Annotated in this window: 21 protein-coding genes and 4 pseudogenes; 1 reads left to right on the top strand and 24 read right to left on the bottom strand. The window is 43.2% G+C overall.

All coding sequences use genetic code 11. From position 1 onward, the window contains the following. The first annotated feature begins 30 nt into the window (after positions 1–30). Complete coding sequence (locus BGX14_RS05420) at positions 31–1,983, top strand: LTA synthase family protein (RefSeq protein WP_095879297.1); 1,953 nt, start codon at positions 31–33, stop codon at positions 1,981–1,983. A gap of 138 nt (positions 1,984–2,121) precedes the next feature. Here BGX14_RS05420 and BGX14_RS16030 read toward each other — a convergent pair. The 24 genes and pseudogenes from BGX14_RS16030 to BGX14_RS05535 form a co-directional block, all read right to left on the bottom strand. Next, positions 2,122–2,754: pseudogene (locus tag BGX14_RS16030) on the bottom strand (transposase); the annotation flags it as partial. A 117-nt stretch (positions 2,755–2,871) separates the two neighbouring features. After that, a pseudogene (locus BGX14_RS16035) lies at positions 2,872–3,162 on the bottom strand (GIY-YIG nuclease family protein); the annotation flags it as partial. Between the two features lie 19 nt (positions 3,163–3,181). Beyond that, positions 3,182–6,220 (bottom strand): annotated as a pseudogene (locus BGX14_RS05430) (type I restriction endonuclease subunit R); the annotation flags it as partial. A gap of 73 nt (positions 6,221–6,293) precedes the next feature. Then, positions 6,294–7,070, bottom strand: a complete 777-nt coding sequence (istB, locus tag BGX14_RS05435) for an IS21-like element helper ATPase IstB (RefSeq protein WP_095879299.1) — start codon at positions 7,068–7,070, stop codon at positions 6,294–6,296. Beyond that, a complete protein-coding gene (istA, locus tag BGX14_RS05440; protein ID WP_095879300.1) occupies positions 7,063–8,595 on the bottom strand; it encodes an IS21 family transposase in 1,533 nt (510 codons plus the stop codon). Before istA ends, istB begins: the two co-directional genes overlap by 8 nt. A 107-nt stretch (positions 8,596–8,702) precedes the next feature. After that, positions 8,703–8,975 (bottom strand): hypothetical protein, encoded by a 273-nt coding sequence (locus tag BGX14_RS05445; RefSeq protein WP_095879301.1) that lies wholly within the window; start codon positions 8,973–8,975, stop codon positions 8,703–8,705. 110 nt (positions 8,976–9,085) lie between these two features. Further along, a complete protein-coding gene (locus BGX14_RS05450; RefSeq protein ID WP_143394147.1) occupies positions 9,086–9,517 on the bottom strand; it encodes a hypothetical protein in 432 nt (143 codons plus the stop codon). Positions 9,518–9,530: 13 nt separating this feature from the next. Then, a complete protein-coding gene (locus BGX14_RS05455; protein ID WP_095879303.1) occupies positions 9,531–10,097 on the bottom strand; it encodes a helix-turn-helix domain-containing protein in 567 nt (188 codons plus the stop codon). Continuing rightward, on the bottom strand, positions 10,094–10,516 hold the full coding sequence (locus BGX14_RS05460; RefSeq protein WP_095879304.1) for a hypothetical protein: 423 nt from the start codon (positions 10,514–10,516) through the stop codon (positions 10,094–10,096). Before BGX14_RS05460 ends, BGX14_RS05455 begins: the two co-directional genes overlap by 4 nt. A 101-nt stretch (positions 10,517–10,617) precedes the next feature. Then, positions 10,618–11,154 carry a hypothetical protein gene (locus BGX14_RS05465; RefSeq protein WP_095879305.1) on the bottom strand — a complete coding sequence of 179 codons (537 nt, stop codon included), beginning with the start codon at positions 11,152–11,154 and terminating at the stop codon, positions 10,618–10,620. A gap of 9 nt (positions 11,155–11,163) precedes the next feature. Continuing rightward, on the bottom strand, positions 11,164–11,370 hold the full coding sequence (locus BGX14_RS05470; RefSeq protein ID WP_095879306.1) for a hypothetical protein: 207 nt from the start codon (positions 11,368–11,370) through the stop codon (positions 11,164–11,166). 51 nt (positions 11,371–11,421) lie between these two features. Next, entirely contained in the window at positions 11,422–12,381 is a 960-nt protein-coding gene (locus BGX14_RS05475; RefSeq protein WP_095878741.1) for an IS30 family transposase, read from the bottom strand. A gap of 87 nt (positions 12,382–12,468) precedes the next feature. Beyond that, on the bottom strand, positions 12,469–13,212 hold the full coding sequence (locus tag BGX14_RS05480) for a hypothetical protein (RefSeq protein ID WP_143394148.1): 744 nt from the start codon (positions 13,210–13,212) through the stop codon (positions 12,469–12,471). 273 nt (positions 13,213–13,485) lie between these two features. Then, positions 13,486–14,721 (bottom strand): IS256 family transposase, encoded by a 1,236-nt coding sequence (locus tag BGX14_RS05485; RefSeq protein ID WP_095879753.1) that lies wholly within the window; start codon positions 14,719–14,721, stop codon positions 13,486–13,488. A gap of 137 nt (positions 14,722–14,858) precedes the next feature. Continuing rightward, positions 14,859–15,614, bottom strand: a complete 756-nt coding sequence (locus BGX14_RS05490; protein WP_143394149.1) for an SIR2 family protein — start codon at positions 15,612–15,614, stop codon at positions 14,859–14,861. 56 nt (positions 15,615–15,670) lie between these two features. Further along, entirely contained in the window at positions 15,671–16,126 is a 456-nt protein-coding gene (locus BGX14_RS05495) for a hypothetical protein (protein ID WP_095879309.1), read from the bottom strand. A gap of 156 nt (positions 16,127–16,282) precedes the next feature. After that, on the bottom strand, positions 16,283–17,365 hold the full coding sequence (locus BGX14_RS05500) for an ABC transporter ATP-binding protein (protein ID WP_143394150.1): 1,083 nt from the start codon (positions 17,363–17,365) through the stop codon (positions 16,283–16,285). A 205-nt stretch (positions 17,366–17,570) separates the two neighbouring features. After that, the gene (locus tag BGX14_RS05505; protein WP_095878958.1) at positions 17,571–18,524 is read right to left on the bottom strand and encodes a DDE-type integrase/transposase/recombinase; all 954 of its coding nucleotides are present in this window, start codon (positions 18,522–18,524) and stop codon (positions 17,571–17,573) included. Between the two features lie 11 nt (positions 18,525–18,535). Next, entirely contained in the window at positions 18,536–18,871 is a 336-nt protein-coding gene (locus BGX14_RS05510; RefSeq protein ID WP_095878959.1) for a transposase, read from the bottom strand. 63 nt (positions 18,872–18,934) lie between these two features. Next, on the bottom strand, positions 18,935–20,308 hold the full coding sequence (locus tag BGX14_RS05515) for an ATP-binding protein (protein ID WP_095879311.1): 1,374 nt from the start codon (positions 20,306–20,308) through the stop codon (positions 18,935–18,937). A gap of 116 nt (positions 20,309–20,424) precedes the next feature. Next, positions 20,425–21,006, bottom strand: a pseudogene (locus BGX14_RS05520) (DUF4238 domain-containing protein); the annotation flags it as partial. A gap of 37 nt (positions 21,007–21,043) precedes the next feature. Then, positions 21,044–21,922, bottom strand: a complete 879-nt coding sequence (locus BGX14_RS05525; protein WP_095879463.1) for an IS30 family transposase — start codon at positions 21,920–21,922, stop codon at positions 21,044–21,046. Between the two features lie 177 nt (positions 21,923–22,099). Next, the gene (locus BGX14_RS05530; protein ID WP_095879313.1) at positions 22,100–22,723 is read right to left on the bottom strand and encodes a DUF4238 domain-containing protein; all 624 of its coding nucleotides are present in this window, start codon (positions 22,721–22,723) and stop codon (positions 22,100–22,102) included. A 69-nt stretch (positions 22,724–22,792) separates the two neighbouring features. After that, positions 22,793–23,941: a restriction endonuclease subunit S gene (locus BGX14_RS05535; RefSeq protein WP_095879314.1), complete on the bottom strand. Its 1,149-nt coding sequence runs from the start codon at positions 23,939–23,941 to the stop codon at positions 22,793–22,795. Between the last annotated feature and the right edge of the window lie 53 nt (positions 23,942–23,994).

Raw genomic sequence — 23,994 nt, forward strand, 5'->3', positions numbered from 1 at the left:
TTCAAAGCGCGTCTTTTATATTTTTAGGCAATGAAAAAATTTATTCCCTCTCGATTGATTTTTATCGCTCTCGCTTTTTGGATTGCGCATATTTTTTTGCGAAGCCTTCTCCTATTCCGCAGCAATCCTTACGGATTCGCCTTTGTCAGTAAACCGGACTGGTACATTTTCCACGCTGTTTGCCTAGACTTTTTGTGGATTTTCAATTCCCTTATCGCTTTTAGCCTTTTAACCGCTTTAATTTCTTTCGTCCAACAGAAAATTTCAAAAAAAACTTATCCCATTTACGGCAACATCTCGGCAATTCTCTTTGCCTTATTTCATTCCGTCATCCTGCTGTTCACCCTTCTCGATCATGAAGTTCAACGTTTTTTAGGAAGCCATCTTTCTTTTGGTCTCGTCGATACTTACAAGGACACTTCTTCCATCGTCATGTTCTGGGATTACGTTGCCAACGATTATTCCGTTCCCTTTTTGCAGTTCTTTGTGCTGGCGTTGATTTTACCCGCAACCTATGTATGCTTCCGTCTAATTCAAAAATTTCTCGCGGGAAAATCGTTGAAAATTCCCCTGATAGCGATGGCGATTTTCTACGTCGCTTCTTACCTTTTTGTCTATGTGATTTGGACGGGAAACGCCCGCATGACAAAGCTCCGGCCAGTTGTTTCTCTGGTTTACAATGAACTTTTTGACGCAAAACGAATCGACCGTTTAAGCTCCAACGAACTGGCCATTCTCGGCTCCGCCTACCAAAATTTATGGCAGCAAGTGGAAGGAGATTCGCTGTGGATTTTTCCGCAAAATGAAACAGGAAAAAAATTGCCGCTTTATCGCATTCCAAGCGAAGCACTTACAAGCAACGAAGAGCTACAAGCAAAGCGCCATCAAAAACCAAATTTCATCGTATTCTTTTTGGAATCTCACCGCGGCATGAATGTGGGATACCTCAATCCGGGAAAGCCCTCGCCGACCCCATTTCTCGATTCCCTTGCCGCCTATTCCCGCGCCTGGTTTCGGATGCACACAAGCGGTTTACCGACAACGGGAGGAGTTCTCACATCCCATTTGGGGCTTCCTCACCATTCCCAACTCGCCGAAGCAACAGACCTTGCCCACGTCAATCTTCCCAGTTTCGCCTCTGTCTTGAGCGATTCCGGTTATGCGACCCATTATTTTTCCGCAGCAGATCCTGCTTGGGACAATCTAGGCGTATGGATGGCAAAATGGTACAATGCGGAACATTATGATCGTTCCCGCGAAGACGATTCCACGTTCTTTGACTACACGGCATCCTTTATTCTCGACAGTCTAGCCCATCGTGAAAAGCCTTTCCTCGCTACAATCATGAGCCGTTCAAATCATTACCCGTTTAATTTTGCAGCGGGAATGTCCGATGCCGATAAACAAAAGCCCTTGACCGAAAGAATTCAAATCACCATGAATTATACAGACAGGCAACTGGCACGCTTCATTCGATCCATACAAAACGAACCTTGGTATAAAAATACATACCTCGTCATTTTGGCCGACCATGGATTTCCCCTTGGAGAGAACGACGTTTCCACCATGAACGGCAGCGCTTTTTCCAATGCGACATGGATTCCCTTCATCATCCATGGAAATGGCATTGTTCCTGCCCAAGACACGGCCACCGCAGCGCAAATCGATATCGCCCCCACGATTTTGGAACTCGCCGGCATCGCTGTCCCCAACATTTTTATGGGGCACAACTTGTTGCGTGGATATGGCAGCGGGCTTTCCCTCGGAGCTTACTCTAAAGTCGCCGACATCGGATTCAAAGGATACCGTTTGATTGCCCGCTATCCGCTCAATTCGGGCGATGTCGATGGTCTTTTTGCCGAAAGCGACACGCACCAAAAACAAAATCTCGCTTCTCAAAAAACGGAAATCGTCCAAGAACTTGAAGCCATTCTCGACACGCTAATCCGCATTTCAGATTACACGTTAGAAACGGGATTTTAAATTCCAGAAGTCAAAATTCCTTTCATTCATTTTCCCTTGTATCGAAATACATTTTTGAAAATCGGAATTCGCACCAAAAAAACTCTCTCGCTTCATTTCGGCGAAACCATTTTGACTATTTAGTCAGCCCTTAAAAAGTCACTTTGCGAACGCAAGATAAGGACGTTCGCATTTTTTGTTCATTCCGTTCCACAGAAGGCAAAAACAGTATAGCCATTCCAACAGGACAAAAAAGCGCCTCATGGCCCTCTTGAAGTTGAACGCCGCTGCTGCAAGCTTTGCGTTGAGCATATCTCCAAAGATTCCCTTGTAGAAATTTCTGCCCATACGGTGATCGCTTTTCAGATGGCCGTTGATAGGCTCGATGCCAGCCCTCTTGCAAAAAAGCTTGTGAGCCTTTTTCTTCTGGTAGTAAGTCGCGTTTTTCTTCGGGACGTCGGGTATCACGATCTTTGTCGTTCCGGATTCCTTTTGTCCGCGGTAGCCTCGGTCGCATGCTGCCCGGCTCGGCCTGAATCCAAGCATTTGTTCAACATGGTCAAGCGTATCGTCTATCATATGGCCGTCATACTCGTCCCGGAACGAGACCGCGCCGACAATGATGCCGCTGTAGCTCCGGGCGATTGACACCTTGTTGCCGAACTCGTATTTCTTGTGTTCCTTGCCCTTGCCGATGCATTTTACTTCGGGTTCGTGTAGCGAATAGACCTTATCCTTGTCGCACCTCTTCTGCTCCAAAACTTTTTTGAAAAGCTCGATTTTTGGCGGAAACAAAGATTCAACAGAATATTCTTCATCGATGAGTTCAGGTTTATCAGGTTCATTTACACCATAAAACTTTAGTTTATCACTTCTGCCATGCATTTGGGCTATAGCAGAAAGCATATCATAGGCGTCCCAAGGGTCTATTTCAAAAAATTCCCTGTTTGAAGAAATCCTTAAACTGGGATTAAGCAACTGAATGAGATTATGAACTAACTTATCAGGATCTTTTGCGCCATTTATTCTTGGAATCTCGTAGGTGCAATACACCTTATAAGGAAGAGGAACAGATGTGCCGGAAAGGTCTTTGACTCGTTTGTCGACATCCTCAGCGTATCCAATCTTTATCCAGTTTGCCTTGTGGAAACTTTCATTGGTAAGGACATAAATAAAGCCCGTTTTTTCTTTCTGTTCCATATTTCCTCATCAATCTTATTTACAAATTCTTCTTAAAATTCTCAGCCTGTTCAAATATCTCCCCATAGACTTCGTCGCGTTCGACGGGCGGGTAGCCGAATTCATCGAGAAGGATTATCAAGTCCACTTTCAGTGCGGATTTAATGTCGTCGCGCTTGTCCCAGTCGGGGTATGCGGCTTGTTCGTCAACAAGAATCTTGACGCGTTTCGAGAGTGCAATTAGTTTGTCTTCGGGATAGGTAAAGTGGTACTTGACGCAGAGCGATTTTAGAATATCATAGAACGCGGTTTCTTCGAAGCTGAGGCCTTTTTCTTCGCCTTCGGTAAACGCCTTGCGGACTTGGACAATCATGTCGGTCAAGGTTTCGGCCATTTCTTCGTAGACTTCGCTCTTCAAGATGTCTTGCTCGGTGCGATTGTTGTACTGCTCCACGAGCTGTTGCATTTTCTGCGTGAAGTTGACTCCCTTGACCTTGTTCACCTTGCGGATTTGCCCGATGGCTTTTTGCAGGAGCATTTGCAGCAACTTAATTTTGGTATTCGGCAGTTTGATGCGGTTGATGTGCTGCAAGTATTCGTCGTCAAAGATGTTCTGTTTTGCCTGGTCGGCTTCGGCATCGCTCAACTGCAGAACGTCTTCCACGCCTTCGCTCTGGAGCGCCGAAGCAATCATCTCGCGGACGCGGGCGTTCATCTGCGCGGTATCGGGAGCATTGCCCTTGGTGAGCTTATGCAAAATGGAGCGAATTGCGAAGTAGAAATGCGCACGGTCGTGCTCGGCCTGCGTAATTCCCTCGTTGCCGACGCAAATGTCGTATGCGGCCTTCAGGCGTTTCGCGAGGCCCATAAAGCGGGCTTCCTTTTCCTTCGTGGTCTGCACGAATTCCTGTGCCTGCTTGAGGCATTCCAGCTTTTTCAACTCCGCACCGTCGCCCGTGCTCTTAAAATACGCCGACGCATCGAACTTGTACATCAGTTTGTCGAGCAAATCCAGATGATTGCGGAACTCCGTAATCGCGGCGGTAATGTCTTCCACGTTCTGCTCGGAACCGGCTCCGTACTGCTTTAGTGCCAAGTTCATCTTGCGCTTGATGCCGATGTAATCGACGACAATTCCCTTGTCCTTGCCAGCAAATGTCCTGTTCACGCGGGAAATCGTCTGAATCAGGGAATGCTGCTGTATCGGCTTGTCAATATAAATGGCATCGAGGCACGGAACGTCAAAACCCGTGAGCCACATATCCACGACTATCGCAACCTTGAAGTTGGAGCGTTCCTGTTTGAAAAGGCGGTCCAGTTCCTTGCGGGCGTCCTTGTCGCCGAGCAAGTCATAAAGATCCTTCTCGTCGTCCTTGCTGCGGGTCATGACCATTTTGATTTTTTCAACCGGCTTCAGTTCCCGCTTTTCCTTGTCGGTAAGTTCGGTCGCCTCGCCCGCAAATTCCGCATCGTTGCAGATTTTCGCCACGCCCCATTCCGGGCGCAGTTCCAAAATATTCTTATACAATGCATACGCAATCTTGCGATTATAACAAACGAACATCGCCTTGCCGCGAACCGTCGATTTTTCCTGGACGCGGGCCTCGTAATGTGCCACGAAATCCCTCGCCACGGCCTTCAACCGGTCGGGGTCGCCGAGAATCACGCCCATCTGCGCCACATCCTGCTTGCTCTGGTCAATCTGGTATTCGTTGGCACCCGATTCTGCAGCTTCTTCGTAATACTTCTCAATCTCTTCGAGAACAGAATTGTTCAACACCACCTTGGCGGCACGGCCCTCGTAAACGATGGGCACCGTAATGCCGTCCTTCACCGATTCGGTCATGGTGTAAATATCGACCTCGGGGCCGAATACATCCAGCGTCGCATCTATCGGCGTTCCCGTAAAGCCCACGTAAGTCGCATTGGGCAGGGAATTGTGCAAGTAACGCGCAAAACCGAAACTCGTCTTGACGCCCTTATCGGTCACGGTAATTTTCTGGTCCAGGTTCGTCTGCGTGCGGTGTGCTTCGTCCGAAATGCAGACAACATTATCGCGGGCGGTCAGCAGCTCAATATCTTCGCTGAACTTCTGGATGGTCGTGAGGAACACACCGCCACTCTTGCGGCCCTGCAACTTTTCGCGCAGGTCGGCACGGCTCTCCACACTTTCAACACGCTCGTCGCCGATATACTTCTTGGAAGCCGTAAACAGCCCCGAAAGCTGATCGTCCAAATCGGTGCGGTCGGTAATCAGCACAATCGTCGGCGTCTTGAATTCTAGCGACTTCATGAGCAACCGCGTCAAGAAGAGCATCGTAAAGCTCTTGCCGCAACCCGTCGCACCAAAATACGTGCCGCCCCTGCCGTCGCCATAAGGCTTGCGGGCCTTGCAAATGTTTTCGTACAAAGACCGCGCCGCATAATATTGCGGATAACGGCACAGAACCTTCTGCTCTTTTTTGCTACTGTCCGGGAAATACTGGAAGTTCTTGAAAATATCCAACAGGCGTTTGCGATTGAACATCCCCTGAATCATGGAGTAAAGGCTCTCGATGCCCTCGGCCTCGATTCGCTTGTCGCCAAATTCCACGCGTCGCCACGCATAAAAATAATCGTACTTGGCAAAGAAACTGCCCGCCCGGTTGTTCACGCCATCGCTAATCACGCAGAAGGCGTTATAGACAAACAGCTGCGGGATATCGCGGCGGTACCGAACCGTCAACTGCTCGTAGGCGTTGAAAACCGTCGCCTCTTCGCGCACGGCGCTCTTGAACTCGAATACCACAAGCGGGAGCCCATTCACAAAAAGGATTGCATCGGGAATCCGCTTTTCGGAGCCGACAATTTCAAACTGGTTTACAATTTTGACGATATTGCAGTCGGCGCAGTATTTCGCCGCCACATCGGCCGCCAGCGGCATCGCCTCTTCATCATCATCGACACCGAAACCCGACTTTCTCTGTTCACCCAGCGGCCTAAAATCTGCAAGCTCGATGAGGATGTCCTTGTCCTTCGGGTTCTCGCGCTTGAGCATAAAGCCGTCCGAAAGCCAGGAACAGAACTTCTTGTTGCTCTCTGAATATTCCGGCGAAAATAAACCGGCATTCCGGAATGGCGGAAACCGCCAGACCGGAATACAGGAAACCGCTCTAGCGGCTTAACTTTTTATCCAGTCCGTAGATTTCCCGCATGGAGATGTCTTTGTGCGGGTCGGAACTGCGGATGTCTATCGTATAGGCGTTGTGGATTATCCTGTCAAGTATGGAATCCGTCAACGGGTTCGCAAGACCGCCCAACTGCTCGTACCATTCCGAGGAAGGGTACTGCGAGCAGAAAATCGTGGACGATTTCCCGCTACGCCGATGCAGGATTTCGAAGATGGCCTTCTGTTCGCTTTCGCTGGGTTTCAGCAGCAGCCATTCGTCGATAATCAGCAACGCCGGTTTCGTGTACTTCAGCATCGACTTCGTGAAGGTCCTGTTTTCGCGGGCCATCTCCAGTTCTATCAACAAATCCGGCAAACGTACGAATTTCGTGCTGTAGAACTGGCGACACGCCTCGTAACCGAAAGCGCAGGCCATGAAGGTCTTGCCGCTGCCCGTGGCCCCGGTGATGAAGACGTTGCGGCCTTCGCGAACGAACTCGCAGGAAGCGAGCCTGGCAATCAAATCCCGGTTCAGTTTCCTGCCCGACGAGTAGTCGATTTCGTTGATATTGGCTCCTTTCTGCTCAAGCCCGGCACGTTTCACGAGCCGGTGCAGGGCGTTGTTCTTGCGCTGGCAATATTCGATATCCACAAGCAGGCCGAAACGGTCGTCGAACGAAATGCTTGACATGTTCGGATCGTCCCGTTGCGCATCGAAGGCGTTCGCCATGGCGCTGAGGCGCATCTCGATGAGTTTGTTCCGTGTCGCTTCGTTAGTCATTGTCCCTCCTGTAGTATTCGGCCCCACGGGTTATCCCCCGCGGCCTTTCCGCAGGTTTCTTGGTCCTGTCGCCGTTTGCCGCAAGCAGGTTCTGGACGCTCTTGAAAGTCGGGGTAACCCCGAAAGAAATCATCCGTTCGCAGGCGGCTTCCAGCGAGACATCGGAGTAGTCCTTCGCCAGCGACAGGATCGCCATGCAGGCCTTGTACGTCTGCTGTTCAATGGGTTTGCTGGCCAGCACGCGTTCGATTACCGTCAGCGTGCTGTAGCCGATTTTGCGCGCCCAGTTGCGGAAACGGTCGCCATCCCATTCAAGGAACTTCTGGTGCTTTTCCGGCATGTGGACGGCCAATGTGCTATATTTTCCCTTGCAGCCGAGCATTTTTGCGTGCGACGCTATCCTGTTCCCGTCATCGAATATCTCGACGATGGAATCGGTTTCACGGACATCCACCTTCTTGCCGATGAAGCCGAACGGGACCGAATAGAAGTTGCCCTCGACGCAGACATGGTAGTTGAATTGGACCGTAAGACTGCGCCATGTGGCGTTCTCGTAGCGTGTCCGGGGCAGCGGCAAGAGGAACGTTCTTTCTTCCAGGTCGAACAACCCTTTTCTGCTGCCCTCCTTCTTTTGGAACGGCCTTTCGTTGTATTCCTCCAGCTTCCTGCGGATGGCACGGTTGAGTTCCCCGATGCCGAAGAACTCCTCGTTCCTCAACGCAGCGATGATCCATGTGGACACGTTGCCGACGGTCCCCTCTGCGCTGGCCTTGTCCTTCGGGGCCCGAACCCTGGCGGGAATGATCGCGGTGCCGTAATGTTCGGCAAGTTCCTGGTAGCTCGAATTCAGTTCGTCCGCGTATTTCCTGTTGTGCGTCACTGCGGTCTTGCAGTTGTCGGGCACGAGCATCTTCGAGACTCCGCCGAAAAACTCGAACATGTGGATGTGTGCGTCGTTCCATGACTTCTGTTTTTCGTCCGGGAAGGCCTCCGCGTAGGCATACATGCTGTAGTTGAGAACGCCTACGAACACGTAAGCCTTTTTCTGTTCCCCCGTTTCGGGGTCGATGATGTATGCGGGGTCTCCGGCCCAGTCGACTTCGATCTGCTCGCCGGGTTTGCGGTTGATGTGCATTGTAGCCCTGCGGACGCGTTCGTCCTGCAGGATGTAGTGGCAGAACTGCGAGTACATCAGCGGCTTGGTATTCTCGAGCCTGCATTCTTCAAGATATTCCGCCCAGAGGAGCTTCTTGTTCACGCCGTTGCGCAGCAGTTCGTTCTTAACGTGGTCGAAATCGGGCAACTTCCTGTCGGTGATTTTCCTGGTCTCTTTACCGTTCGGGTGTATGATCTTGTCGATTTCCCTGTCGGTGAGACGTTCTTCCAGGGGCCAGCGGAGATTGTACTCGTTGGCCAGTTTCAGGACCTTGTTTACGGTCTTTTTTGACACCTGGCAGCTTGCCGCAATGTCGTTCTGGCTTAATCCCAGGCTTCGCAGCCTGAGGATTTCGCGGTATTTGGTCATTAGACCTCCTGTCTATTTTGTTCGCACGGAATTGTGCAGGCCAAAATTAGACAGGTTTCCTTGTCTCCGGAATCGCGGTTTCCGTTTGACCGGTACGCCGGTTTCCATTACTCCGGTTTCATGGTGTAATTCACTCCGGAATACTCACTCTCGTAGAGCGCACTCGCCGAAAGCGAACGCAACTGCAAGACAATCGAACGGATCTCGTTCTCGGTAATGCCCTCGGAATCGTAACGACGATGCAAGTAATCACAAAGATCCTGTTCAATCAAAGCCTCGCCTTCAACGCGATTAATCGCATTTCCCGGCATATACTCAAAACCCTCCTGAAGCAAGAGGTCAATAAACACTTTCTCTAAATCGGCTTCCTTAAACGCCATACAGTAAAAATAAATTCATTATTTTTCTGCGCAATAGGCAAAATGCCGATTTTGGGGCAAAAAGGCCTGTTTTACACAAAAGGCAGGCTATGCCTGCCCTTTTTCTTTTTTTAAATAATCCAAGGCAATTGAACAGGGGGCAAAGAATGCCGATTGAAGGCATCCATAACCGTCCCACGCAGGATTGTCCAAATGGTTCTGCTCAGTTGCTTTTCAACAAAAATTTTCTTCAATTTTTCGATTTTCAACAGCTCTGCTGCTTTTTGCACATCGGCCGATTTGAAAGAAAACATAACGACATACTCTGTCCTAAAATATTCTTTCTTTTCACAAGAAAACTTAAATACATACTTCACACGGAAAAGTATCGAATCTTCATTAACCACAGGGTCTTCTTTAGCAAAAGCCTGTCCTGATTCAATTTCTATTTCTTTTCCTAAAGTCATGTTGTCTGGCAAACACAAGACGGATTCATGAGAATCCATGAATCTAATATCAAATAACTGAAGAAGTTTTATGAGTTCTTGAAATTTTTCTTGCATACTTCACCTTATTCTATACAGCTATTTTCTGCGTTTCAGAGTTCTGTGATATTGGTTCGAATTCTCCAAAATCCAAAGTCGACAAATCAGAGCCACCACAGCATGTCACAGAATCGCATTTATAAATGGAGAAGCTGTCACACGTCTTATTCGAAAACATCTTTGTGAAGGATTCATATTCTGATTCAACGGCATCGCGAATCACTTCATCAAGGTATTCATTAGTCGTCTTTTTTTCACCTTTGGCCAATTTTCGAACAGTTTTCTGCAAATCGTATGGAACTTGGACAGTCATGTCCTTCATTGGAGTGATGTACAAATCTCCGCCAACAGCTTCCGCCATTTTCTGCAACTGCTTGTAAGAAGGATTCGTCTTCAGCGATGCAATGCGGGATATGGCGCTCTGTGTTGTTCCCATCTTGTCAGCCACATCTTTTTGTGTCATGCCCAAGGAGTCCTTCATGAATTCAAAATCCGTCAAGAAAGAAGACAATGCCTCGTACATGTTTACATACAAATCCAGGCTTTCGTCTTCTTTTTCAAGCGAATCCATGTAGTCTAAAACTTGATCCTTTTTCATGACATGACTCCTTGTTCGACAAGTTCCTTGTAGAGTTTCAGATTTTCCATTGCTATTCCAAGCTTCATTGGCTTGGTTTTATGTTTCAGTTCTGCGCATAGCAAAATAAGCGTGTTCAATTTACACAAAGACATACAAAAATAAATTCGAAAAACGCCGCCTCGCGCCTGTTTAGGAATTCGCATTTCGTAGAGACCCTCATGATCCTTTGGAAATTTGTAAATCTGCTCAATTCGTAAATAAGGCGATATGTCGTTGACCTTTCGCAGGGCTTCTAAAAAAGTTTTAACACGCAAATACAAATCACGATGGTGCTTCGATAAATCCTTTATTTCCTTTCCGACATCTCCAGCTTGATCCTTAAACTCCCCTCTTTGGGGATTATAAGATTGCGGATCTGGAAAGAAAATGAACTCCATGAAATAAATATAGCATATATGCTATATTTAAGCAAGAGATAACAGCAAAAAAACGCACTTTCCAGTGTTTTTCTCTTTTTTTTTGCAAATTTCAGCATTTTTTAAGATTCAAACAGCCTTGACGGTTCGAGTTGCAGGTCGGATTCGCCAAGGAGTTTGTAGAGATTCTGGCAGAGGATGTAGAGGGCGGCGAGAGCCCACAGGACACTTTTCAAATTCGCCAGTTGGCTGTTCGGAATGCTATCGGACGGTTCTTCCGCTCGCGCGTGCTTGACTAGGTTGTAATTGCGCCACCACTCCGCAGCCACCTTGTCGTCGAACGCCTGGAACGGCGCAGGCTTTATCACCTCGTATGGACACTTCGTAATAGCGCGCTCGTTCTTTATGCGGGGAGTCTTCGTGACAATCGCACAGACCTTCGCCACAATGTTCTTCGGCTTACGCCCCAAAACCTTGCAATATTCCTCGGCAATGGAATCTATCTCGCTACAGATATTGAGCAGCAGATAAGTGTAACGACTGGAGAACGTCTTGAAGTTGTTCTTGTCAATCGTCACGAACTCATCCGTTTCGAGGAAGTCCTTTTCAAGCAGAAGATACTGCTTCCAGAAGATTTTGGAGAAGGATTTGGGGGGCATAAAAGCCTACTATATAATTTGAACATTCGAAAAACTTGGAATATGTCCTCTATATTTTGACATAACAAGAGATCCTTTTTTTACTACATCATTTGTAGGATAAATGGCTACATTAGCACCATTTAAGATGTTTAAAACTTGAGTATTGGGATGAGGGTCTTTCGCCCTACCAAATAAGCCATTATTATGAGATATAACGGCAGCATCAGGTGTCATTGCGCCCAAAATTTTCTTATTTAAGCGGCGGATTTTCGTCGCTAACGCGACTTAGGTTTGTAGTTTAACTTGCGTATAAATATACTCTAAAGGGGTCATAAAGTCAAGCCTTTTTCGAGGCCTGTTGTTCAGTTTATCCTGTATCCAGCGAACTTTCCGGGGAGAGATTCCCTTGAACGACTCCTTCTTGGGAAGATATTGGCGTATTAGACCGTTCATGTTCTCGTTGGCACCGCGCTCCCAGGAGTGGTACGGGTTCGCAAAGTAGTAATCCGCCTTCATAGCTTTCGCTATTTCTGCGTGACAGGCGAACTCCTTCCCGTTGTCCGAAGTGATTGTGAGAATCTTGACTTCGAACGTTTTCTCAAAGTCCTTCAGCGCCCTCACAAGCGTTCTCTTCAGGTCTTTCGCGTTCTTCGTCGGAAGATACCTTATCAGGCTGTAATTCGTCATCCTGTCGTTGATCGTGAGCAGGTTCGCGTCATGGTCCGCGCTGTTTATCAGGTCTATCTCGATGTCGCCTACGCGTGATTTCTCGTCCACGATTGCCGGACGTTCCTCGATGGGCACGCGGCCTACAATCTGGCCTCTCTTGTCCTTCTTCTCCCCGCGCTTACGGTATGGTTTCTTGCCGTGCCGCAAGTGCTTCTTCAGGTCCTCGTCCTTGTTCACATGCCTGTATATCGTGGCGACGCTAGGGACACCCATCCCATCGAGTTTCGCGCGTCCGTTCACCTGTTCGGGAGAGTAGTCTTCCTTGATTTTCCCGTCCACGATTTTCCAGTCGTCCTCGTCGTAGTCGTAATGCAGGTGACTTGTCGCGGCAAGGAGGTCTGCCCGTTCCTGCGACTTGACCGGGTCGTAATGCTGGCGGCCGCCGCCCCTGTTTAGTTCCCTGTAGATTGTGGATTTGTGGACCTTCAGCTGCAAGGCTATGTTTTTCGGGGGGATCTTTGCCGCATTGAGCGCTCGTATTTCGTATCTTTGTGCTTGGTTGAGACTCACCGCCATGTCCTTTTTTGGTAGAATCGGCAAGGTAGAAAAGTTTCGGCCAGGTTCCCCAGGGGCTAGCCCTAGGGAACTTTTTTTCTTCCCGATTCAACCTATATCAGTCGCATTGACGGTGAAAATTCGCGAGCTTTTTTTGCTTCCATGATGAGGGACTTTCAATAAATTACATTTTAATGCATTCGTCGAGTTTTGCATAATTCTGTAAAATTGCTTTTTATTGGCGTCTCCCGTAAACAAAAAAACTTTTCCATCATCTCTCTTGTATGAAAAAATAATTGACAATACATTTGCATCATAATTACGAAAACTATTGATTGCGTATATTAAATTATTCCCTCCATTAACATACAACCAAGCCAATCTAGCCAGCATTCGTTCAATAAAAAGGAGTGAATTTTCTTTAGATATTTGGTCCCGAGTTACATTTCGAATATCGTCATAAATTGAATTAACAAAGACATCCTTTCCCCTAATTGGATTTTCTATACTTCGCAAAAAATTATCTATTGAAGATGCGTCGTCTTCAATGTCTGGCCAATAATTCCACGGATCTAACGGAGGATTCATAATTTGAATCAAACCTGAATATAACGACATGCCATCATATACAAATTTGACATTACCGGGAAAAGGAAAGTTCGGTCTACTTAAAAGTCGATTAATAATTGCCGAATATTCAGGAAAATAAGCCGGAACATAAAGCATGTTTATTCCTGCATTAGCACCAACAATCCCTCCATCCATATGATCCGCATGTGAATGAGAAATCATTAAATCAATATTTGAAGGTATTGTCCTTTTAAATTGCGATGTACCTAAATCAATGAACAAATCAATTCCATTTTCATTAATGGTTCTGTCAAATAAACTGTGTCATTTAGTTTTTGTTAGCTAAAAAAAGAGCTTTGAAATTTCAAAATTGAAGAAGCGAAAAGCAAAATCAAAGCGATGTTTTTTCAACTCGATTTTGTCTTTGCGACAACTTCAAATTTCTCCTTTTGAAGCAATTCAAATATAACAAGAAATGATAAAATTATCATTCCTTGTTTGAAAAAAAATCATCCAATTAAAGTTTTTGTGTTTCCGTTTGGGGGCGGAGAAAATTCATTTTGGAATTTGATTTAAGTTGAGTGGATTAAATCTTTGACCAAAAAGAATCGATAATTTTTGTACGCAAGTTGTCCAGTTTTGCAATGGCTTTTTCCACTTCTTTTTGATATTTCGATACGCCAAGTACACGAGTTTTACAAGCGAGTCATCATTTGGAAACAGACCTTTTGTTTTTGTCACTTTTCGAATTTGGCGATGATAACCTTCGACAGTATTTGTCGTATAAATAATGCGACGAATTTCACTTGGATAATCAAAATAACACGAAAGTTTATCCCATTTTTCTTTCCAAGATTGAATGACGATTGGATATTTTTTTGCCCAATTTTCTTCTAATTTTTTTAGTGCAATTTCGGCTTCCGTTTTGGTCGATGCCGCATAAACTAACTTCAGTTCTTTCAAAAATTCTTTTTGTGATTTTGCGTTAATGTACTTGAGTGAATTTCGAATTTGATGCACTACACACAACTGAACATTGGTCTTTGGAAACACGGATTCTATTGCGTCCGGAAAGCCTGAAAGTCCGTCTACACAAGCGATGAGAATGTCTTCCACTCCGCGATTTTTCAAATCGGAAAGGACTTGCATCCAGAATTTTGCACCCTCGCTTTGCGACACATACATGCCTAGCAAATCTTTGTAACCATTTGAATCAACACCGATGACATTGTAAATTGCTCGCGTTGTTACGATGCCTGATTCATCTTTTACTTTGTAATGAATTGCGTCCATCCAAACGATGGGATAAACCGTTTCTAAACGTCTCGTTCTCCATTCGTTAATCTCTGGCCACACGCGTTCTGTGATGTTGCTAATGGTATCGGCTGAAATGTATTCGCCAAAATCATCTTCCAAATATTTTTGAATATCGCGCATACTTTGTCCGAGTCCGTAAAGGCCGATAATTCGGTCTGCAAGACCTTCGGCAAGCACGGTTTGACGTTTCTTCACAATCTCAGGATTAAAGCTTCCTTCGCGGTCTCTAGGCGTGTTTATTTGGACTGCTCCGTATGCCGTTTTTATCTCTTTCGGCATTTTCCCATTGCGCCGATTTTCTCGATTTTCGGGCTTTGTTTTTTCCAAATGAACATCCATTTCCGCTTCTAATGCAGCATTCAAAAAATCTTCCAATACTTGGTGAAATGCTCCGTCTTTGCCAAAAATTGGCTTTCCTGTTTTGAACTGAGATGCTGCTTTTTTGATCATCTCTTTATATTCTTCGTGTGTCATCATAGTTCCTCAATTTACATCATTTTTCAAATGATGCTTGGTGGTGAATGACACAGTTTTATGGATAGAGTCTCATTAATATAAGAAGCATCACCTTGACCACATTCGTAAAAAGTTATCATTCTTTTACCTTTTAATTAGAGTATTAATTCATCCATATCGAAATCACATATTTCATCATCATCGTAATTCATAAGGTCGTTTAACATTTCGGGCAAATCCTCATGTTCTTTATACCACACACAATTCACCCCCATACTTTCCATTATTTTTTCTGTCATTTCTTTATTTTTGTTTTTTTCGCGCAAAAAAACATAGTGGACTGTTTTTCCTCCACCATCTTCATTTGATCCATCGATTAAGCGTCTTAAATTCGGATCGTTCATTGAAAGACCTATAAAGAAACATACATTTCTATTTAAAGCATGAAGTTGTTCTATATTCCCCCAATTATAGGGCTCTTGATAAATTTTGTGATATTCTTTTTCGCCTAAAACAATTGGAGAACTATCACCATCTTTTGAGATAAATCCGTGTACATGATAAACCGGTAATACATTCTTATCTATACATCTTGTTTTTTGGGTTATGCTTTGACACTTTTCGCCTAATTCTTTTTCTATTAGGTCATCGTAGTTGTACGTTATAACACTTTCACAATTTGCTTTTTGGGCAATATTCGCAATTGCTTTTATCAAGTTAGATTCTTTTATATTTTCATATAAAATTTCTTTCATATCATTAATAAATGTTTCTTCATCAAAAATGTCTTCGCAATCGTTTTCTGCGGATTCTTTTTTATAAGTGTTAACAATATATCGCCCCTTTATAAGATCATTGTAGTCACCAGGAAAATTAGGAACATTTCTTTTCTCTCGCAACCTTTCTAGCAATTTCGTCCATTCAACAATACCTGCATCTTTACTTACGCCTGCGCCAAGGAATAAACTTATTTTGTCTTTTTTAATATATTTTTTATCTTTTCTTTTTTATTTTGCTCTACGTAATAATACAACCTTTTTCGCACACCTTCACTTATTTTCTGCCTTTTGACAACACTTGCTTTATTTTTTAGTTCATTAAACGACATAAAATGAAGATTACGTTTTTCTCCATCTCTTTCACCATACCAAAATGATAATGAGTCATCTACATAGATAACGATATAATTTTCACACTTTATACGGTCATATATTTTTGCAATTTCAGCATATGCAGAATATGAAAGTTTGTATCTAATATCAATATATGTTTTGGACGACCAATTTAGTTTTTTTACTCCTTTTTCTATATAAAAATCGCAAGCGAGTCTATCTCCCGCCTGATGAACTTCTTCGCCATCGCTTAAACACGATGAAATTAACTCATATACTTGAATTTCTATATTTTTTTCTATTTCAATCATAAAAACTCACTTTTAAAATCCATGTTCCAAGTTGGAAAATAAAGGCATTCTAAAAATCGCTATCCCATTTCAGAAAATTCTTTCTAAGCGAAAAGCCCACTTTCTAGAAACAAATTGAGACACCTCGGGATATGGGGAATTAACAAGGATAATTTCTCATTCGTATCTGTTGTCTTTTTTCCAATCTTTTACTCTTTGAACAAACTCATCCTTCCAATCTTTATAACTTCTTATATCTGTACTTATATCCATTTCTGTGATTGTATTGGGAACAGTTTCTACAGACCCATCATGAATCACTTCTGAATATTTTCCATATAAAGATGTAAGAAAATCTATATCTTCTTTTTTAATAACAATTAAACTTGCTAGAATCGACTTTTTGAAATTAACATTTTTTCCAAAACGAATAACCGCTTTATTTATAAGAACATCTTCCACAGTTCTTTCCAAAAGTTGCCGCATTTTATCTTTCAAATCATTTAAATGAATTCTTTTGGTGTCTAGCTGTGTAAGGTCTATTTTTTTTACATTTTCAATCCCTTTTGTAATTGTATCTATTCTTTCTTGAATATTTTTTGATAAAAATGGAATTTCATCTGAAACAATTCCACTCTGATTATTCACTGAATTTAAGCATGTTACATAACAATCTGTTGAATTAATCTTGTTATAAATATCTTTTAAAAGTCGCAGGAAATACAAATCATGCGTCATAACAATAATCTGTCTATCTGCAGACATCTCTACAATAATTTTAGCAACAGATTCTCTGTAATCAACATCCAAAGAAGTTATTGGGTCATCAAAAATTATTGCATTGTGTGTGTCACTAATAGCGCATTCAGATAAGAAATTTGCAATAGCAACCATTTTCTGTTCGCCTTCACTTAAAATATCAGTAACAGAATCTTTTATTGAATTAAAGCCACACTTCTGATAAGTCACCCCAGTTGTTGTCCTGGTCTTTTTCAAAGTCATTTTTTTAGCAATACCATTATTCAATTTATTAAGGTACTCTAAAAAAAGACTTTGTTGTTTCGAAATAGCTTTTGACTCAAGTAATTCTCCCACCTTATTTGAAACCGATCGTGAGTTAATTACATTCTTACATTCTTGTAATTTTGCCTTTTTTAATGTTTCATCATAATATGCTAAAATATCTTCTTTTCTTTCATTCAAAGATTTTAATGCATCCAGTTCCAAAAACTCTTTTTCTAAAAGCTCTCTTTTTGTCAATATATCTTCATTTATCTTTATCTTCTCATCTATCTTTTTTATTTCATCAGTAAGTAAATCTGAAATAGAATTGATGAATAAGGGGCATATCTCGGCAACAACATCTTGAATATAATTAGCAACAACTTCTTTGGCTTTTAATATTTGAGAATGTCCCGCCCAAGTTGAACTTGGAAAATTTTAACAAAGCTAATAAGGGATTCCGTCAGGTCGGTTGGTTAGCCCAATAGTCCTCACGTTCTCTTGTCGCATTATACAATTTTGTTCTTCGTTCTGCAAGTCGTTCCTCCATCTTTCCTGCGAAAACCTCGTCAGGAGTCAGGAATCCGATTGCGGAATGTAGCCGTTCCGAGTTGTAGTAATTGATCCAGTCCGACATTTTCCTCTTTGCATCGGAATAGTCCTGGTAAGCGTCACGACGGACTTCCTCCGCCTTGAGGGTCTTGTGAAAACGTTCCACTTTCCCGTTGCTTTGCGGATGGAAGGGAGATGTAGAGGTCTCCCTGAGTTCAAGTTTCGAAACCAGATCGAGGAAATCCTTCGAGGCGAACTGCTTCCCGTTATCGTGGATTATGCGGGCATGCGCATCGGGATGGAGTTCCTTCGCCCTGGTCACGAGAATTTCAACGTTCAAGCCTTCCATCGTGGAGAAAAGGTCCCAGACGAGAACCTTGCGGCTGAACCCGTCCAGGACGCAGGCGAAGTAGAAGAACACTCCGCAAACTCTGACGTAGGAATAATCCGTATGCCACTGTTCATTCGGACGTGTCGGCTGGTCGAACCCCTTTTTCCGCGCTTCCGCAGGAAAAGCCCATTTGCCGAAAAGGTTGTTCCTCTTCAGTATGTTGTAAACCGTCGATGGACGGGCGTATGCGATATCCCTGTCTACCATAAGCCAGGCCAGGTAGCGGTATCCATGCAGATGGTCCTTGTACTGTTTGCAGAAGTCGACGATGGCGCGAGTCTCTTCCGGGGTCATCCAGTTGGACTTCGGCGTATCGTGGTTATGCCGCGTTTCCGCCTTCCTCCGCGAAACCCAGTTGTTCCATGTACTTTGCGGGATTCCCAAAAAGGATACCAGCCTGGACGGGGCGATTCCCGTCCTTGCGTAAATGGCGTCGATTTCCGCAATGATGGCGGTCCGTTCGGAGAGGCTCATTTTCTTCTTTCCTAGGGACGGCCAGTTAATTTTTTTTTGAGGGCCAGGTTCTCCTGAGCGATGTCGGCGATGACGGCATCCTTGTCGGCCAGGGTTTTCTCGAGAGCGTCTATTTTACGCTGTTGCGCCTTTTCGGTTATGTCGGGGCGTTTCTGCTCGAAAATCCCCGTAGCGGATTCGAAAAGTACCTTCCTCCATTCGAGAATTTTGTTCGGATGTATCTTGTACTCGTCCGCAAGTTCAGATAAGCCCCTGCCCTTGAGGAGAATTTCGCTCAGGATTTTGACTTTGTCCTCCGCACTCAGGCGGCGACGTTTCTGTTTTTCAGGTTTATTTTCTTCTGCCATAAGGTGGCTCCTTGGTTGGAAATATACACCTTATTAGCTTCCTCAATTTTTTCCAAGTTGCGGTTAAGCGCTACAAGAACAATATGCTTCTATTTTTTCTGCTTCAACACCATCTTCTATCAGCTCTTTCCTCAACTCATCGGAAATTAAGATGTGAGGAATGCTGATGTATTCCGTTAATTTTTGATCTTTTTTTATTTTTGCCTGATTTAAACTTTTGCTTGTTGCGTCTTGGACATATGAATCAAACTTTAGAACTCTTTCTTTTGCCTTATCCGATAAAGGCTGATGGCATAAAATACAAAAACTTCCATGAGCATTTGATGTAACTGGATAATCCTTTTGTAATTCTTCAGCATACTTTCGAGCTGCATTCCACAATTCTTTCCAAGCCGTTCCTCCAATATCGAACTCGTTGTCCGTTTTGTACGATTCAATGGCAACTTTATTTGCTTGTTCCTTTGACTTAAAATCTTCTTTTAAACGTTTAACGTCATTTAAGGAGTCCTTTTCAAATAATTTTTCTATCGGAGACAATTTTTTCTGCAAAGCATGATATCTTTCTTTTTTTAGTTTTAAAATATTATTTGTTTGCAATACATTTGAATCCTTCAACGCCTTATCCAATATTTCATACCGCTTATTTTGCGTGCTGGTAAAAGATATTTTTTCTTCTATGTCTTTTCGTTGTGATTCTTTTAGTTTATCATACCAAGAAAAAATAGATGTATCCTTATACTTTTCCGCCAATTGAGGTTTTTTCTTTTGCAAGGATTGTATATCGCTATCAAATGAAGCAGATAACGAAGCGTATAATTCTACCAGTCGTTCTAAAACATCTATACCAACAGGCTTATATTCAGCCGGATTTTCTTTATTCAAATAAATATCAGCGCATTTACTGTCAAAAACATAAATAGAATTTAGTCTTTTATCTGTTGATTTTCCTTCCTGCCATACAAAAGTATTTTCTTTCTCTCCTTCAAAAAAAGAAATGGCAACTGATTGTGCGGACAAATCATTTGTATATACATTTTTCTTTAACACAACATCTTTATCGCGGCTCCAGCATAATTTTTTCAAAATCTTTGAGTAGCTAGATTTACCGGATCCATTTTTCCCATAAACAATCGACAATCCCTTCGGTGAAAAATTCAATGGCTTTTCTCCGAAAAGAGCCGCAATATTATGCGGAGAAGATATTTGCTTTATTCTTATTTGTGTAACGTCACAAGACTCCGATGGGATATCTTCTTCACAAACCGCCTTTGCATTGATATCGATTTCACTAAGACCATGGTCTTTTTTTATTATCTCTTTAAGTTCACTAATATCTTGTTCTGTAAGTTGTCGATTACAAAATAGTCGTCTAAGAGCATCTCTTACAAACATTGGTTTCGAGAACGACCATTGTACGATATCATTATACACATTCATTTCTTTTTTCCTTTTGAAACGGCTATTTCACTTACATCAGCCAGTAAAATTCTTAATTTTGTTCAAAGAGATGACAACATTTCCCCAAACAGGCCATAAACATTTTTGGACATAATTTAAGTTTCTTTTTCAACATCATCTAAAAATTTACTCCATTCCGTTGGCTTATATTGTTTTTCTTCAATTTTTTTTGAAAAATTCTCTAGAAGATGTAGCAAATACTCATCCCTGTGGTATCCATTTAATTTTTGTATATCGTTTTCTTGGAATGCCTTAAACATTTCTTTTAACGCTGCGTTTTTTATTGTAAAGCATTCTAATTTTAAAGAAATATGTATAGGTTTTGCCTGAACATGAACAACAACATTTTGTGTACCAATCAAAGGTCCTGAATGCACAAGTTCAGTAGTCTTACCCACTATTTGGGGTAGAAGACTTTCTATATATTCCTTTGATACTCCGCCTTGCTTATAATAGACATTTGATAAACAAGACATTATTTGTAAAATATTTAATGCGTCAACATCTTTAGGAGACCTTACGCTCATGATTTGTTTTTTAAAAGTATAAACCGAAGAATCATAAAAACAAACCATTCTCGTTGGACTTATTGGAAAATAAATCTGCAAACCATGAGAAGCCACCCCGACACAAGCTGATTTGCTATACTTCTCCATCAATGGATTTTGAAAAACTACCGGTTCATCACTGGCGGATTTTCGTCGCTAACGCGACTTAGGTTTGTAGTTTAACTTGCGTATAAATATACTCTAAAGGGGTCATAAAGTCAAGCCTTTTTCGAGGCCTGTTGTTCAGTTTATCCTGTATCCAGCGAACTTTCCGGGGAGAGATTCCCTTGAACGACTCCTTCTTGGGAAGATATTGGCGTATTAGACCGTTCATGTTCTCGTTGGCACCGCGCTCCCAGGAGTGGTACGGGTTCGCAAAGTAGTAATCCGCCTTCATAGCTTTCGCTATTTCTGCGTGACAGGCGAACTCCTTCCCGTTGTCCGAAGTGATTGTGAGAATCTTGACTTCGAACGTTTTCTCAAAGTCCTTCAGCGCCCTCACAAGCGTTCTCTTCAGGTCTTTCGCGTTCTTCGTCGGAAGATACCTTATCAGGCTGTAATTCGTCATCCTGTCGTTGATCGTGAGCAGGTTCGCGTCATGGTCCGCGCTGTTTATCAGGTCTATCTCGATGTCGCCTACGCGTGATTTCTCGTCCACGATTGCCGGACGTTCCTCGATGGGCACGCGGCCTACAATCTGGCCTCTCTTGTCCTTCTTCTCCCCGCGCTTACGGTATGGTTTCTTGCCGTGCCGCAAGTGCTTCTTCAGGTCCTCGTCCTTGTTCACATGCCTGTATATCGTGGCGACGCTAGGGACACCCATCCCATCGAGTTTCGCGCGTCCGTTCACCTGTTCGGGAGAGTAGTCTTCCTTGATTTTCCCGTCCACGATTTTCCAGTCGTCCTCGTCGTAGTCGTAATGCAGGTGACTTGTCGCGGCAAGGAGGTCTGCCCGTTCCTGCGACTTGACCGGGTCGTAATGCTGGCGGCCGCCGCCCCTGTTTAGTTCCCTGTAGATTGTGGATTTGTGGACCTTCAGCTGCAAGGCTATGTTTTTCGGGGGATCTTTGCCGCATTGAGCGCTCGTATTTCGTATCTTTGTGCTTGGTTGAGACTCACCGCCATGTCCTTTTTTGGTAGAATCGGCAAGGTAGAAAAGTTTCGGCCAGGTTCCCCAGGGGCTAGCCCTAGGGAACTTTTTTTCTTCCCGATTCAACCTATATCAGTCGCATTGACGGTGAAAATTCGCGACAAATAAAAAATCTGTTCCACTTTCATTTACAAGTACTGCATACTTTAAATCGTGTAATAACGGACGAAGAATAATAGCCTGCTGTATTGCATGAATAACAGAATCTTTTAATGAAAGTTTGACCAATTCTGACTCAGAATATGGTTTCCCCTCTTTTTTTAAAATGACTCTTAACGTTTCATGAAGAAATTCATCAGTAACTTTTTGAACTGTTTTTGTACGAGTATATTGAATCAGAATAAATAAAACAAGATCTGAAAAATCCTCTTTAGTGAAAATTTTTTCTAATGTATTATTTTTTCGCATTGATTTTGGCAAGGATTCGCTAGCATTTACCAGCTCCAACTTATTAAATAAATTTGAAAACCTTCCTTCCAAAGCACTCAATGCTGTTTCCACAACTCCATTTTCCCCATAAAAATAGTCTTCAGAACACTGATGCTTGATTGGTGCATTTGGGACAATCTTTTTACTTGAAATATTGTACAAGCCAACATTCTTTCCGTCAATCGAAAATTTTCGAAAATAGAATTGAGGAACATAATGTTGATTTTTGGTATGGAATTTTTTTTCAGATTTCTTTTCGCTTTCCATGATTAGCTTACATCCTGAATTTATTTAATTTCACTTACCGTTATCGCAAACTTATAGGAGTCCTCAAAATTACGATGCTCCCATTTTGGAGAGGAGAAGGGTTTGCATTTGTGTTAGAGTTTGGTTTTCTCTGTTGTGCAATTTAATTTTGGTAAATATCGGTATATATTCTTGTTTTATTGCTTTAAATTGCTCTTCCGACGGAATTACTATTGGAAAATCTTCAATTTGCGGACCACTAATGTGCAAAATTGTAGAGCCTGTATTCACACGAGATACATAATCAGAAAACTTTTCCATTTTCAAAGACATATAGATATAATGCTGCTTTTCAATAGCATTCGTTCTTAGTCGAGCTACTCGCTGTGCAAGAAGTAGAGGCAAATCGTATTCTGTTACTAAAGACCAATTCTTTCCTACTTTTGAACCGTCCATGCCAATGACGACATCCCATTCTTGCAAATAGCATTTGGCTATTCGCTCAGTAATTTCGTCATTATATTTTTTTACCGTATCCCAACGAAGACTTTGCTCGGTAACATTTTCTCCACGTAAAGCGACAGTCCCATCTTTGTCTGAATATCGTTCACCATCAAATGGAAAACCAGTAAAACAACTGCATAAATCTCCCAATTTTCCCTTAACAATAGAACTATCTTCTTGAAACATTTTGCGATAAATTGCGCAAGCGGTTTGTTCGAGGGTGGCGATGAGTTTCTTGTTGGTTTCAATGCGGGTGGCGAGGGTGTTGTATTCGGCGACGATTTCACGCTGTTTTTCAATCGCGGGGACGGGGATTTGCATATCAAACAGAGCTTCCCTATCCATACCTCCGCGGACATCGCCGTCAGTATAGAACCATGCATTGCGATCAAATTCTGAACGAGAGAACCACATCATCAGATATTCGGTCAACAATACATTCGTATCAACAACTTCAAAAACGACATAGGCTGGCGAGACAATTATCGGCTCGTCATCCTTTTGCAAAGCGACTGGAATTTTTTCGTCGCGACCAACGTGCATCAAGTTGCAGGCAAATTGCCCTTTCGAAACAACCTTATAATTCGACAAATCCGTGCCGACAACATTTGCAACCGACGGCATAAATCGCTTTTCAATATTTATGCCCATCAACCGCGTCACTTTCAAGTCCCTGTTCCGCACATCTACGGGCCGTATGTAGTCTCCAAGCCGTTTCATATTATTTTCAGACATCTATCAGATCCTTCGACTTCAGGCAATCACTAAAAATTCCTAATTTTCCGTAT

The organism is Fibrobacter sp. UWS1 (assembly GCF_002300445.1).
In the GTDB taxonomy this organism is placed as follows: Bacteria; Fibrobacterota; Fibrobacteria; order Fibrobacterales; family Fibrobacteraceae; genus Hallerella; species Hallerella intestinalis.

Coding starts and splice junctions, on each gene's coding strand:
- BGX14_RS05420 (WP_095879297.1), top strand. CDS start 31: ATGAAAAAATTTATTCCCTCTCGATTGATTTTTATCGCTCTCGCTTTT.
- istB (WP_095879299.1), bottom strand. CDS start 7,070: ATGACTAACGAAGCGACACGGAACAAACTCATCGAGATGCGCCTCAGC.
- istA (WP_095879300.1), bottom strand. CDS start 8,595: ATGACCAAATACCGCGAAATCCTCAGGCTGCGAAGCCTGGGATTAAGC.
- BGX14_RS05445 (WP_095879301.1), bottom strand. CDS start 8,975: ATGGCGTTTAAGGAAGCCGATTTAGAGAAAGTGTTTATTGACCTCTTG.
- BGX14_RS05450 (WP_143394147.1), bottom strand. CDS start 9,517: ATGCAAGAAAAATTTCAAGAACTCATAAAACTTCTTCAGTTATTTGAT.
- BGX14_RS05455 (WP_095879303.1), bottom strand. CDS start 10,097: ATGAAAAAGGATCAAGTTTTAGACTACATGGATTCGCTTGAAAAAGAA.
- BGX14_RS05460 (WP_095879304.1), bottom strand. CDS start 10,516: ATGGAGTTCATTTTCTTTCCAGATCCGCAATCTTATAATCCCCAAAGA.
- BGX14_RS05465 (WP_095879305.1), bottom strand. CDS start 11,154: ATGCCCCCCAAATCCTTCTCCAAAATCTTCTGGAAGCAGTATCTTCTG.
- BGX14_RS05470 (WP_095879306.1), bottom strand. CDS start 11,370: ATGACACCTGATGCTGCCGTTATATCTCATAATAATGGCTTATTTGGT.
- BGX14_RS05475 (WP_095878741.1), bottom strand. CDS start 12,381: ATGGCGGTGAGTCTCAACCAAGCACAAAGATACGAAATACGAGCGCTC.
- BGX14_RS05485 (WP_095879753.1), bottom strand. CDS start 14,721: ATGACACACGAAGAATATAAAGAGATGATCAAAAAAGCAGCATCTCAG.
- BGX14_RS05495 (WP_095879309.1), bottom strand. CDS start 16,126: ATGATTGAAATAGAAAAAAATATAGAAATTCAAGTATATGAGTTAATT.
- BGX14_RS05505 (WP_095878958.1), bottom strand. CDS start 18,524: ATGAGCCTCTCCGAACGGACCGCCATCATTGCGGAAATCGACGCCATT.
- BGX14_RS05510 (WP_095878959.1), bottom strand. CDS start 18,871: ATGGCAGAAGAAAATAAACCTGAAAAACAGAAACGTCGCCGCCTGAGT.
- BGX14_RS05515 (WP_095879311.1), bottom strand. CDS start 20,308: ATGAATGTGTATAATGATATCGTACAATGGTCGTTCTCGAAACCAATG.
- BGX14_RS05530 (WP_095879313.1), bottom strand. CDS start 22,723: ATGGAAAGCGAAAAGAAATCTGAAAAAAAATTCCATACCAAAAATCAA.
- BGX14_RS05535 (WP_095879314.1), bottom strand. CDS start 23,941: ATGTCTGAAAATAATATGAAACGGCTTGGAGACTACATACGGCCCGTA.